At 72.5% G+C, this 11,096-nt stretch carries 9 protein-coding genes; 1 reads left to right on the forward strand and 8 read right to left on the reverse strand.

Annotated features, from left to right (window positions below):
- Nucleotides 1-25 precede the first annotated feature (25 nt).
- The 8 genes from ACT01A_RS05240 to ACT01A_RS05275 form a co-directional block, all read right to left on the reverse strand.
- Nucleotides 26-1,213, reverse strand: a complete 1,188-nt coding sequence (locus ACT01A_RS05240; protein WP_445151190.1) for an acyltransferase family protein — start codon at nt 1,211-1,213, stop codon at nt 26-28.
- Between the two features lie 27 nt (nt 1,214-1,240).
- A complete protein-coding gene (locus ACT01A_RS05245; protein ID WP_445151191.1) occupies nt 1,241-1,873 on the reverse strand; it encodes a hypothetical protein in 633 nt (210 codons plus the stop codon).
- The gene (locus ACT01A_RS05250; RefSeq protein ID WP_445151192.1) at nt 1,874-3,220 is read right to left on the reverse strand and encodes a DUF1501 domain-containing protein; all 1,347 of its coding nucleotides are present in this window, start codon (nt 3,218-3,220) and stop codon (nt 1,874-1,876) included.
- Nucleotides 3,220-4,836 carry a DUF1800 domain-containing protein gene (locus tag ACT01A_RS05255; RefSeq protein ID WP_445151193.1) on the reverse strand — a complete coding sequence of 539 codons (1,617 nt, stop codon included), beginning with the start codon at nt 4,834-4,836 and terminating at the stop codon, nt 3,220-3,222. Before ACT01A_RS05255 ends, ACT01A_RS05250 begins: the two co-directional genes overlap by 1 nt.
- A gap of 68 nt (nt 4,837-4,904) precedes the next feature.
- Nucleotides 4,905-5,291, reverse strand: coding sequence for a hypothetical protein (locus ACT01A_RS05260; RefSeq protein WP_445151194.1), 387 nt, complete (start codon nt 5,289-5,291; stop codon nt 4,905-4,907).
- Between the two features lie 245 nt (nt 5,292-5,536).
- On the reverse strand, nt 5,537-6,931 hold the full coding sequence (locus tag ACT01A_RS05265; protein WP_445152798.1) for an NAD(P)(+) transhydrogenase (Re/Si-specific) subunit beta: 1,395 nt from the start codon (nt 6,929-6,931) through the stop codon (nt 5,537-5,539).
- Between the two features lie 14 nt (nt 6,932-6,945).
- A complete protein-coding gene (locus ACT01A_RS05270) occupies nt 6,946-7,272 on the reverse strand; it encodes an NAD(P) transhydrogenase subunit alpha (protein ID WP_445151195.1) in 327 nt (108 codons plus the stop codon).
- The gene (locus ACT01A_RS05275; protein ID WP_445151196.1) at nt 7,269-8,357 is read right to left on the reverse strand and encodes a Re/Si-specific NAD(P)(+) transhydrogenase subunit alpha; all 1,089 of its coding nucleotides are present in this window, start codon (nt 8,355-8,357) and stop codon (nt 7,269-7,271) included. The genes ACT01A_RS05270 and ACT01A_RS05275 overlap by 4 nt, the downstream gene beginning before the upstream one ends.
- Before the next feature lie 159 nt (nt 8,358-8,516).
- Here ACT01A_RS05275 and ACT01A_RS05280 point away from each other — a divergent pair, with 159 nt between their 5' ends.
- Nucleotides 8,517-11,093 (forward strand): choice-of-anchor Q domain-containing protein, encoded by a 2,577-nt coding sequence (locus ACT01A_RS05280; protein WP_445151197.1) that lies wholly within the window; start codon nt 8,517-8,519, stop codon nt 11,091-11,093.
- The last annotated feature ends 3 nt before the right edge of the window (nt 11,094-11,096 follow it).

The following is an 11,096-nucleotide window of genomic DNA, read 5'->3' on the forward strand; positions in this document are numbered from 1 at the left end:
GGTGGCGCCGCCCCCGTCGCTTTTCCTAGGCCGGCGCGACAGCCGGAGCGGGCTCGCGATGGCGGTACCGCGCCGCGATCTGCGCGGTCGCCGCACGGGCGAGCGCGTGGCAGGGACGCTCGATCGCGCGGTGGAAGGCCTCGGCGGCCAGCAGCGACGTCGGCAGGGCGAGCGCGAGCAGCACGCCGAACGACGGGACGCCCAACCCGTACACGAACGCGAGCACGATCGGGAAGTGCACCAGGTAGAGGCTGAACGAGCGCGAGCCGAGCCACTGCATCGGTCTGGTGCACAGGACGCGCGCGACCGACCCGTACAACAACGGGACGAGCACCGCGAGCGCAGCGCCGACGAGGACGAGCGTCCCGCCCGGCCCAGACCCGAGTGCCCCATCCGGCCCAGACCCCAGCGACGTGCCCGGCAGCCACATGTCCGCGCTCAGCAAGGACATGGCCAGCGCGGCCGCCGGCCACGCCCCACGGCCACCCAGCGCGGCGCGCCAGGCGCCGATTCGCTGCTCGTGCAGCGCCAGCACGACGCCAACCGCGAACGGCGGCAGAAACCGCAGCGAGGCGTGACCCGCACCATGGTCGACCGCCAGCAGCGACACGATGACCAGCGGGATCGCCAGCCGGGCGATCGTCCCCCGCACGAGCATCAGCAGCGGCAGCGCGAGCGAGAACCACACCTCCCAGCGCAGCGACCACAGCACGCCGTTGAGCTTCCCGTTCCCGTAGACGGAGCCGTCGAGCACGAGCGCCACGCTGCGTGAGACGGACTCGGCCCCAACCGGTTGCGCGAGGTCGTTCAGCCAGTCGCTGGCGCCGGCCATAGGCGCCAACGACGGCGACCGCGGGACGAGCGCGAGCAGCGCGGCCGCGAGGCCGAGGCTCGCCCACACCGGCAGGTAAAGCCGGACGATGCGCCCGACGAGAAACGCACCCGGCCGTACGGGACGCGCCTGCAGCGCGCGCGTCAGCACCAGCCCGCTGAGCACGAAGAAGACGATGACGAGCTCGGGACCCGCCCACACCGTGGCCAACGGCGTGTGCACGAACAGCCACGCGACGCCTGACGGCTCCGCACCGAACACGGCCGCCGCGCCGAGCGCCGGCACGCCGGCCATGACCACGTGCGACAGCAGCACGACGAGCGCGGCGAGGCCGCGCAGGCCGTCGAGGGCCGGCCGTCGTTGGTCGCGCGCGGCGTCCACCTCCTGGTGATCGGCCGCAGACGGGCGCTACTGGACCGTCAGCGTCGCCTTCATGCCCGCGGCCTCGTGGCCGGGCAGCGAGCAATACAAGGTGTAGGTGCCGGCCGCGAGCGTGCCGGAGGCGTCGGCGACGCCGGAGGGCTCGGTGGAGACGATGGTGAGCAGGTCGGCGCCGCCGGAGGCGGGACGAAGGTGGAGGTCGTGGGCGTCTTCGCCGCGGTTGACGAGCTGGAGGACGAGCGCGCCGGCGGTGACGGATGGGCGCGAGAGCGTGATCGACCACTCGCGCGTGGTCGCCTGGAGGCGCGCGGCGGCGGGCGCGATGGGCGTGGGGTCGGACGAGGCGGGCGGCGACGCGGCGGGGATCGTCGTGCTGGCGGCGGGCGCAGAGGTGATGGTGGGTGCGGACGACGTGGGCGCGGATGAAGTCGCGGGCGCGGAGGAGGACGGCTTGGAGCCTGTCCCCTTTGCCGTGTCCTTCTTCGCCGGCGTCTTCTTCTTGGTGGTCTTCACCTTCACGCACACCTTGTGGCGTTTGCGCTTCTTGGTGGCCTTGACCCAGTGGCACTTCACCTTCGCCTTGCTCGCGGCGCCCGCGACCGCGTCGCTCCCGGCCAGGAGCGAGGCGGCGAGCACGAGGGCGACGAGCGCGCGGCGCATCTACCGCACCAAAGCCACGCGGCCCAGCGCGGCCGCGTTCGGGATGACCTGCGCGGCGTCGATCCCCATCCACTGCTCCAGCAGCGAGCAGTACATGGTGCGGAAGTCGCTGGTCGCGCGGAGGTTGGACTGGGCGTCAAGGGTGCTCAGGCCCGGGAACTCGCCGACCATCGTGCCCTTCGCGCGGGTGCCGATGACGAACGCGCAGCCGGCGGCGCCGTGGTCGGTGCCGGTGCCGTTCTCCTTCGGGCGGCGGCCGAACTCCGACCACATCTGGATCAGCACGCGGTCGGCCAGGCCGCGGGCCTCGAGGTCGCGCTGGAAGGCGACGATCGAGTCCACCGTCTTGCCCAAGTTGGTGGTCAACGTGGTGGCCTGGTCGCTGTGGGTGTCGTAGCCGCCCGCGCCCTGAACCGCGACGCAGCGGATCGGCAGCCCGGCCGCCAGCATCGCGCCCAGCGCCGCCAGCCGCGCGCCGAGATCACCGCTCGGGTAGGTCACCGGCGAGGTGTAACCGGGCTTGCCGTCGGCCGTGACGAACGCGCCGAGCGAGCGCCGCACGCCGTCGACCTGACGCACGACCGTCCGCGCGGTGTCCAGCGCGCCCGAGGCGCCGCCGGCCAGCGCGCCCATCCGGCCGTAGGCCTCCATCATCGGATCGGACGTCGGGTTGGCGACGCCCTGGACCCAGAACGAGTAGTCCGACGGCTTGGAGATCGCCGCGACCGGCACGCGCGAGGAGGCCAGCGACGGCGCCAGCGAGGCGTCCAGCGCGATCCCCTGCAACGGGTTGTCGACATCACCTACAACATCGAGGTAGCGGCCCATCCACCCCAGGCGCGCGCCCGGGTCCAGCGCACCGACCTCCCAGAAGTGGCGCGAGGTGAAGTGCGACTGATCCGGGTGGTCGTAGCCGATCGCCGGGAAGACCGACACCTTGCCCTCGGCGTGCAGCTGCGCGAGACCGGCGGCCGCCGGATGCCACATCAGCCGCGTGTCCTCCGCGAACGTCGCGCCGGTCCCGGCCGCGAGCTTCAGCGTCGGGCGCAGCGCGGCGTAACGCGCGTCGCCGACCGGCGCCAGCGCGCTCAGGGAGTCCAGCCCGCCGGGCAGGAAGACGTTGACCAACACGGGCGCACCCGAGCCAGAAGAGGCTGCCGCCACGCCCGCCTCGAGCTGGTCGAGGCCCAGCTTCGACGCGCCGTAGACCGACAGCGCCAGCCCCGCGCCGCGCATCAGGAACGCGCGGCGGTCCATGCCGGTGCCCGCCGGGTCCGGCATCCCGGGCTCGATCGCAGGCAGGCCGTGACCGGCGGTCGCACGGCGGAAGTCATCACAGCAGGCCATCAGCACACCTGGAGGTCGGGGGACGAGGCGATCAGCTGGCGCAGCGCGTTCTGGCGCATCGCCCGGTACTGCGACCGCGCCCACGACGGCGTCGTCGCCGGGACCGCCGTCAGCGCGAAGTCCGCGATCACCTTCTGGGTCTCGGCAGATAGCGACGGGTTCCCAAGCGCGGCCATCGCCCGGCTGACAGCGGTCGCCGCGTCCTCGGTCGCGTCGTAGGCCGGGCCGCTCCACGGGTTGACGTAGCTCTTCATCAACACGTAGTTGGCGGTCTGCCAGCGGCCGCGCATCGTGGAGGTGTCCAGCCAGCGGGTGTCGTCCCAGCCGGCGACGTTCGGCGGGTAGAAGAGGCGCTGCCCGGTGTAGGTCGCCAGCCACGACCACGCGGTCGTGTCGATCCCGCGGCCGACCGAGCGCAGCATCCCGGCGGTCCAGACGACCGGCGCGATCACCATGTCGGCGCCGTCCCAGAAGTCCGGGTGCAGCAGGATCGCCTCCAGCACCGGCTGGATCTGACGGCCCGACAACGTGTAGAGACCCATCAGCGACGCGAGCGTCTCGGCGCTCGGCGCGGTTGGGATGAAGTAGGACCACAGCTTGGTGCAGAAGAACGACGCGTGCAGCGGGTGGTTCAGGCAGAGGCGCAGCGCGTCCTGCCAGCCGAAGTCGCCGCTCTGGCCGAAGATCGTCTTGGCGCCGGTGACGCGCCACGTCGGGTCGAAGCGGAAGTTGTGCGAGCCCAGCTCGGCGGTCCAGTCGGAGCGGAACCCGGCCAAGGCCTTGGCCATCTCGCGCACGTCGGTCTCGGTGTAGGCCCCGCGGTCGGCGCCGAGCGTGAACAGCTCCATCAGCTCACGCGCGTAGTTCTCGTTGATCGACCACTTGTTGTTGGACGTGCCGTCGAGCCACAGCAGCATCGCCGGGTCGGTCGTCACCGCGGTCAGCAGGTCGTCGAACGTCCCGAGGCCCTTGTCGCGGAACGTCTGGACCTGGTTGAGCATCAACTGCTGCGAGTTGACCGTGTCGTTGGAGGTCGCAAACCAGTCGTGCCAGACCAGCGCCATCCGCTCGACCAGCGGCTGGTCGGAGCGGATCATGCGATCCATCCACGACAGGTGGTCGTGGCCCCATGCGTCGGCGGGCGCCAGCGGCTGGCCGTTCTCGTCGGTCGGCGCCGGGCCGGTCAGGCGCGCGGTGCCGGACGGCTGCGTCAGCGAGCGGACCACCGCGCCGACGTCCTGCTGGGCGAGCGCCGCGGCCTGCCCCGGCGCCGGGCCGAAGCCGGCGCGCCACAGCAGGCGCTCCATCTTGGCCTCCGACGCGGTCTTGATGAACTGCGGGACCGGCCCGTCGGCGGGCGCGGGCGTCTTGGCCGCGGGCGGCGGGACGACCTTGGCGGCCGGCGCCTTCTGGCCGATCGCGGGCTTCTTGACCGTCGGCTTCTTCTTGGTCGCGGTCGTCTTCTTCTTCGCCTTGGCCGGCGTGCAGACCTTGACCTTCCGCTTCTTGCCGCGGACCTTCTTGACCACGACCTTGCAGGTCTTCTTGACCTTGGCCGCTGCCTTCTTCTTGACCTTCTTTGAGGCCTTCTTCTTCTTGACGGTGCTCGCGACCACTCCCTACGGGTGGTCGGCGCCTCCGCGCGGCCCTTGACGTCAGGACCCGATCAGCCCACGAATGGCCGTTAGGCGACCGGTTCGCGCGGGCGCCAGCCGTCGCGGGCGCGGTCAAACGCGTCCCAGTCGATCGGCGTCGGCGGGTCGTCGTCGGGGCCTTCGCCCCCACCGCCTCCACCGTCGTCCCAGCCGTCGTCGTCGTCGCGACGCCGGGCGACCCACGCCGCCAGGCACAGCGCCTCGACGCCGCAGATCACGAACGCGCCGGCCATCCCGTCCTGGTTCTCGAGCAGCGCCTCGCCCGCCAGGACGTAGAGGCAGATCGACAGGCCGACGAGCGTCCGCGCGAGGCGGTCGTGCGCCCGCCGCGCGGGCACACCGAGGAACGCTCGGGCAACCGAGAGGACCAGGGCGACAGCCACGATGGCCTTGATCTCGAGCGGCAGGGCGCTCACCTCAATGAGGCTACCCCGCAAACGCGATGACGGAAAGGGGTTCGGAGCGCAATTGCGCCCCGAACCACCCGACCATCGGTCCGGGAAGGTTCCCCGGAACAGACGGCACGGCTGAGCGGGCCGGATCGTGGATGCCAGCGACGATGCGCGCGGTGAGACGGGCTGGTGGCCCGGCGATCCGCGCGCCTCGGCTCTGGCGCCGCGAGACGGTTCGCTCAGCCGCGGCGTCTTCCGGGGGACCTTCCCTAGAGGATCTTCAGCTCTTCCGTGATGCCCTCGACCGAGCCCTTGGCGTCCCCGAAGAGCATCGACGTCTTCGGGTTGACGAACAGCGGGTTGTCGATGCCGGCGTAGCCGGAGGACATCGAGCGCTTGAGCACGATCACCGACTGCGACTCGTCGACGTTGAGGATCGGCATGCCGTAGATCGGCGAGTCGGCCTTGTTGCGCGCGTCCGGGTTGGTGACGTCGTTGGCGCCGATGACCAGGGAGACGTCGGTGCGACCGAACTCGCCGTTGATGTCGTCCATCTCCTTGAGCTGCTCGTAGGGCACGTCGGCCTCGGCGAGCAGCACGTTCATGTGGCCCGGCATGCGGCCCGCGACCGGGTGGATCGCGTACTTGACCGTCACGCCCTTGGCCTCAAGCAGCTTGGCCATCTCGCGGACGGCGTGCTGAGCCTGGGAGACCGCCATGCCGTAGCCCGGCACGACGACGACCTGGCGCGCGTAGGCCATCTGGATCGCGACGTCGGCCGCGCTCGTGGCGCGCACCGTGCCCGACGCGCCGCCGGGGCCGGCCACCGCGGCGACCTCGCCGCCGAACCCGCCGAGCAGAACCGAGGTGATCGTGCGGTTCATCGCGACGGCCATCTGCTGGGTCAGCAGCGTGCCGGACGCGCCGACGATCATGCCCGCGACGATCAGCGACGTGTTGTTGAGCGCGATGCCCGTCGCCGCGGCGCTGAGGCCCGTGAAGGCGTTCAGCGTCGAGATCACGACCGGCATGTCCGCACCGCCGATCGGCAGCACCAGGAAGTTGCCGACGATCGCGGCGGAGATCAGCAGCACGATCATCAGCAGCTCGCTGTGCGAGCCGGCGACAATCGCCACGCCGCAGGCGATGGAGACCGCCAGCAGCGCGCCGTTGACCAGCGTCTGCGCCGAGCCGAACGGCTTGACCGACCCGCCGTCGATCAGCTCCTGGAGCTTGGCGAACGCGATGTTCGAGCCCCAGAAGGAGACCGAGCCGACGATCGCCGCAAAGCAGCTGAAGATCGCGATGTAGGTCGGCTCGAGCGCGAAGCCGTCGGACTCGCGGAACTCGACCCACGCGATCAGCGCGACCGCGCCGCCGCCCACGCCGTTGAACAGCGCGACCATCTGCGGCATCTGGGTCATCTTGACCTGGCGCGCGGCCGGGACGCCGACCGCGGTGCCGATCGCCACGCCCAGGATGATCAACACGATGTTGTTGACGTCGGGCACCAGCAGCGTCGCGATGACCGCGATGCCCATGCCGACCGCCGCGATGCGGTTGCCCTGCACCGCGGTCTTCGGGCCCGTCAGGCCGGAGAGCCCGTAGATGAACAGGGCGAACGAGACGATGTAGAGGACCGCGATGAAGTTCGGGTCCGTGATGAAGCTCGAAGCGATCACTTGCCCTCCTCCGGGGTCGCCTCGATGGCGTCCTTCGGCTTGGCCTTGAACATCTCAAGCATCCGGTCGGTGACCAGGAAGCCGCCGACCACGTTGATCGTGCCGAAGGCGACCGCGATCACCAGCAGCAGCTTGTTCAGGAACCCGTCGGCGAAGCCGTTGACCAGCAGGACGATGCCGCCGAGCACGACGATGCCGTGGATCGCGTTCGTGCCCGACATCAGCGGCGTGTGCAGCGTGTTGGGGACCTTCGAGATCACCGCGTAGCCGACGAAGCCGGCGAGCACGAGGATCGCGAGGTTCGTGACGAGGGTCGATGTCATGACTGCAGCTCTCCGTTCTTGACGACGACGGCCCCGGCGAGGATCTCGTCCTCGAAGTCGGGCGCGTAGGCCCCGGACTCGTCGTCGGCGATCAGCTCGATCAGCGCCAGCAGGTTGCGCGCGTACAGGGCGCTCGCGTGCTCCGGCATGGTCGCCGCCAGGTTCAAGGGCGAGACGATCGTGACGTTGTGCTTGACCACGGTCTGGCCGGGCTCGGTCAGCTCGCAGTTGCCGCCGGTCTCGCCCGCAAGGTCGACGATCACGCTGCCGGGCTTCATGCCCTCGACGGCCTCGGCCGTGACCAGGCGCGGCGCCGGACGGCCCGGGACGAGCGCGGTCGTGATGACCACGTCAAAGCCCTTGATCGCGTCGGTCAGCGCCTGCTGCTGCTGCGCGCGCTCCTCCTCGGTGAGCTCGCGCGCGTAGCCGCCCTCGCCGGCGGCCTCGATGCCGAGGTCCAGCCACTTGGCGCCCAGCGACTCGACCTGCTCGGCCGTCTCCGGGCGCACGTCGTAGCCGGTGGTCTGCGCGCCGAGGCGGCGGGCCGTGGCCAGCGCCTGCAGGCCCGCGACGCCGATGCCCAGGACGAGGACCTTCGCCGGCGGGATCGTGCCCGCGGCGGTCATCAACATGGGGTAGAAGCGCGTCGCGTGGTCGGCGCCCAGCAGCGCGGACTTGTAGCCCGCGACGTTTGACTGCGAGCTCAGCGCGTCCATGGACTGCGCGCGCGAGATCCGCGGGATCGCCTCCATCGCGAACGCCGTCACGCCGGTGGCCGCCACCTTCTGAAGCCCCTCAGGGTTGCCCCGGGGGTTCAGGAAGCCGATGAGGGTCTGGCCGCCGGAGAGCTTGGACAGCTCACCCTCTGACGGCGGTGCGACCTTGACCACGACCTCGGCGCCCCACGGGTCGCCGATCGTGGCCCCAGCGTCGGCGTACAGGTCGTCGGGGACGAGCGCGGCCTGTCCGGCCTGCGACTCGACGGTGACTTCGTGACCCTTCGCGACGAGCTTCTTGACCGTTTCGGGCACGAGGGCGACGCGCCGCTCGCCCTCCGCCGATTCCATAGGAACGCCGATGCGCATAAGAGGCGCGGACCCTATACGAGCAGGCGTTCGGGGTGATCGCTCATGCGCCATCTGGCACATACCGCGCCGAACCGTTTCGAAAATCGCGCGTTTCTGGATTCCGGTCTGGTCCTTCGGCTGTGGACGGCCGTGCGGCCACGCGCGTAGCGTCCACGTATGCGTCCCCTCCTCGCGACCGCCGCTCTGATGTTGACGTTCGCCGCGGCGCCCGGTGCCGACGCTGCCACGCTCACCGTCGACAGCGGCGGCGACGTCCTGGCCGACGACGGCCGCTGCACGCTGCGCGAGGCGCTGCTGGCGACGGCCGCCGACGAGCCGCGCGGCGGCTGCGCGGCGGGCACGGGCGACGGCGACGTCATCGTGGTCGCGGTGCCGGCCGTGACGCTGGCGCTGCCGGGCTTCTACGAGGAGGGCAGCCAGACCGGCGACCTCGACGTCCGCGGCATCGTCACGATCCGCGGCAACGGCGTGACGATCGACGCGGCGGGCCTGGATCGCGTGCTCGACGTGCGCCCTGACGGCGCGCTGACGCTCGAGGACGCGACGCTGCGCGGCGGCGCGACGCCCGCCGGCTACACCCCGACGAGCAGCGGCGTCAACGGCGGCGTCTCCGCCCCAGGCGGCGGCCTGCGCGCCGACGGCCCGACCACGCTGCGGCGCGTCGCGGTGCTCGACAACCGCACCGGTGACGCGGGCAACGCCGCGGGCGGCTCCAACCCGACCAACGACGTCTTCGCCAACGCGGGCGGGCGGGCCGGCGCCGGCGGCGGGATCGCGGCGACGGCCGCGCTCGTGCTCGAACGCGTGACGGTCGCCCGCAACCGCACCGGCGATGGCGGCGACGGCGGCAGCGCCCAGGCCGGGACCCAGGCGGGCGTCGGCGCCCTCGGCCTCGGCGGGCTGGGCGGTCGCGGCGGCGACGGCGGTGGCGTGCACGTGCTCGGTCCGACGACGATCACCGACTCGACGATCGTCGACAACGTCGCCGGCGACGGCGGCACGGGCGGCGACGGGCACGGCGGTGCCGGATCGGGCGCGTCGAGCGGGACCGCGGGCCGTGGCGGCGACGGAGAAGGCGGCCACGGCGGGCAGGGCGGCTCCGGCGGCGGGATCTTCGTGGAGGGCAGCTCGATCGTCACGGTCTCGGGCAGCGTGCTGGCGCGCAACGCGACCGGCGCCGGCGGCGTGGGCGGGAACGGCTACGGCGGTGGCGGGGCCAACGGGACGGGCACCGCGGCCGGCGGCGCCGGCGGCTCGGGCGCCGGCGAGAAGGGCGGCAGCGGCGGGCTCGGCGGCGGGTTGATGGCGTACGGGAACGGGAGCAGGAGCGTCCGGCTGCTGGAGTCGACGGTCGTCGGGAACACGACCGACGGCGGCGGTGGCGGAGGCAACGGCTACGGCGCGCCAGGCGGTCGCGGCGCGAGCGGCTACCCGGGCGGCAACGGCGGGTTCGGCCTGGCCGGGAGCGGCGGCGACGCCGGGAGCGGCGGCGCGCTGGCCCAGGACCCGGAGGTGACGAGCCCGACGGTGCGTGTGCGCGGGAGCACGCTCGCGCGCAACGCGGCGCCGGGCACGCCGGGCGCGCCGGGGTCGGGCTCCGGCGGGTTCGGCGGCAACGGGTCTCCGCCGGGCAGCGACGGGACCGCGCCGTCCGCGCTGCCGGGCTTCGCGGGGTTCGGCGGGATCGTGGCGGCCGCCGTCGAGATCCAGGGGTCGGTCGTCGCGGAGAACGCACCGGGCCAGTGCAGCCGCATCGGCGCGATCGCGTGGACCGGCGTCGGGAACGTCGTCTGGCCCGCGGGCAGCGACGGCTGCGGGGCGAGCGAGCTGGTCGCCGACCCGTTGCTGGAGAGCGCGCTCGGCGTCCACGGAGGCGCGACCGAGACGCTGGCGCTCAAGGCCGGCAGCCCGGCGCTGGACGCGGTGCCGGCGACGGCGGGCGGCGCGTGCGACGCGACCGATCAGCGCGGCGTGCCGCGGCCGTTCGGCGGCGCGTGCGACGCGGGCGCCTACGAGCGCGCGGCGGCGGGCGTGGTCGCGACGGGCGCAAGCGGGGTGACGACGGTCGGCGCGACGCTGGGCGGCACGGTCGACGCGCGGCGCGGGAAGACGACCGTCCACGCCGAGTGGCCCGGCGGCCGGTCGGCCGACATCGTCGTGGCCGCGGGGACCGATGGCGCGGTGCCGGTGAGCTTCGCGGCGACCGTGCTGGCGCCCGGCACGACCTACGCCTACACCTTGGTCGGCGTTGGCGAGGACGGAACGGCGCGCTCGGCGCCAGCGTCGTTCACCACGCCCGCGACGCCGGGCCCCGGAGCCGGCGGGAGCGGCGGCATCAAGGGCGGCCCGCCGCCGATCACGCCGGTCATCACCAAGGTGAAGCTGTCGACCGCGACGATCGCCTGGACCGACAGCGCTCCGGCGACCACGACGATCGCCTTCGCCCGCAAGGCTCGCGGCGTCCGCAAGGGCGCCCGCTGCGTCGCGCCGCCGCGCAAGGCCACCAAGAAGAAGGCGAAGGCCTGCACGCGCTACGTCACGGTCAAGGGCACGCTGCGCCACGTGGACGTCGCGGGCCCCAACAAGGTGGTGTGGAACGGTCGGTTGAGCGGGAAGCGGCTCGCCGCCGGGAGCTACCGCGTCACGCTGACGCCGCGCCTGGCTGGGGTGAGCGGCAAGGCGGTGACGAAGGCGCTCGTGATGAAGAAGGCGGCGGCGAAGCGCAAGCGCTGAGCG

This window comes from Baekduia sp. Peel2402 (assembly GCF_052567285.1).

Bases quoted from the DNA above. Each gene is read 5' to 3' on its own strand.
- ACT01A_RS05245 (WP_445151191.1), bottom strand. From the start codon at position 1,873: ATGCGCCGCGCGCTCGTCGCCCTCGTGCTCGCCGCCTCGCTCCTGGCC.
- ACT01A_RS05250 (WP_445151192.1), bottom strand. From the start codon at position 3,220: ATGGCCTGCTGTGATGACTTCCGCCGTGCGACCGCCGGTCACGGCCTG.
- ACT01A_RS05270 (WP_445151195.1), bottom strand. From the start codon at position 7,272: ATGACATCGACCCTCGTCACGAACCTCGCGATCCTCGTGCTCGCCGGC.
- ACT01A_RS05275 (WP_445151196.1), bottom strand. From the start codon at position 8,357: ATGCGCATCGGCGTTCCTATGGAATCGGCGGAGGGCGAGCGGCGCGTC.
- ACT01A_RS05280 (WP_445151197.1), top strand. From the start codon at position 8,517: ATGCGTCCCCTCCTCGCGACCGCCGCTCTGATGTTGACGTTCGCCGCG.